1 protein-coding gene is annotated in these 1,238 nt (G+C 74.6%); it reads left to right on the top strand.

Going from position 1 to position 1,238, the window contains the following annotated elements; all coding sequences use genetic code 11:
- Window positions 1-1,238: putative bifunctional diguanylate cyclase/phosphodiesterase (locus tag CBZ_RS17035; RefSeq protein WP_130782674.1), on the top strand; the 1,238-nt coding region annotated here is incomplete at both ends.

The raw sequence follows: 1,238 nt of genomic DNA on the forward strand, positions 1-1,238 counted from the left end.
CCGCGCCAACGTCGAACGCACCCGCGTCGCCCTCGTCTACTGCGACGTCGACGGCTTCAAGCGCGTCAACGACGAGCTCGGGCACTCCCGCGGCGACGCCCTGCTCGCCCGCGTCGCCGACCACCTGCGCACCGCCGTCACCGGCGACGACGTCTTCGTCGGCCGCCTCGGCGGAGACGAGTTCGTCGCCATCGTCGCCCGCGCCCCCGAGGACTCCCACCTCGTCGCCCTCGCCCGCTCGCTGCGCGACGGGTTCGAGGACCGGTCGTCCGGCGGCCGACCCACCCGGCTCACCGTCGGCGTCGCGACCTGGGTCCCCGGCGACGTCGTCGACCCCGAGGCCCTCGTCCGCCACGCCGACACCGCCATGCTCGAGGCCAAGCGCTCGCGGTCCGGCTTCCGCGTGTTCGACCGGGCACTGCGGCGCCGGGTCGAGGCCGAGCGGCTCCAGCGCTCCGCCCTCGAGACCGCCGTCGCGCTCGAGCAGTTCACCGCGCACTTCCAGCCCGTCGTCGACACGCAGACCCTCGAGGTCCTGCAGGTCGAGGCGCTCGCCCGCTGGAACCACCACGGCCACCTCGTGCTGCCTGCCGACTGGCTGGCCCTCGCCGAGGAGTCCGGCCTCATCGTGCCCATCGGGCTCACCGTCCTGCGCGAGGCCCGCCGCGCGCTCGAACGGTTCCAGATGCCCGTCGCCGTCAACATCGCCGCCCGCCAGCTCACCGAGCCCGACGCGCTCGAGCAGTTCGAGACCGCCTGGGGCGACGCCTACTGGGAGCACCTCACGCTCGAGATCACCGAGAGCGCGCTCGTCCAGACCGTCCAGGCCGTCCCCGTCCTGTCCGAGCTGCGCGCCCGCGGCGCCCGCGTCGCCGTCGACGACTTCGGCACCGGCTACAGCTCGATCTCCCGGCTCGGACGCCTGCCCGTCGACGTCCTCAAGATCGACCGGTCCTTCGTCCGTGAGCTCGGCACCGAACGCGGACGCGGCGCCGTGCGCGCCATCATCGCGCTGGCCGAGAACCACTCCCTCGACGTCGTCGCCGAGGGCGTCGAGACGGCCGCCCAGCTCACCGCGCTCGTCGACCTCGGCGTCCGCCAGGTCCAGGGCAACTTCCTCGGCCGCGCCACGCCGTCCCTGCCCGTGCGCGGCCCGCGCCCCACGACGTCGTCGATCCCGATCGTCGCCCCGCCCGTCCGGTCGCTGCACAGCGTGCCGACGGCCCGCGCCGGTCAGT

This window comes from Cellulomonas biazotea (genome assembly GCF_004306155.1).
GTDB classification, from domain to species: domain Bacteria; phylum Actinomycetota; class Actinomycetes; order Actinomycetales; family Cellulomonadaceae; genus Cellulomonas; species Cellulomonas biazotea.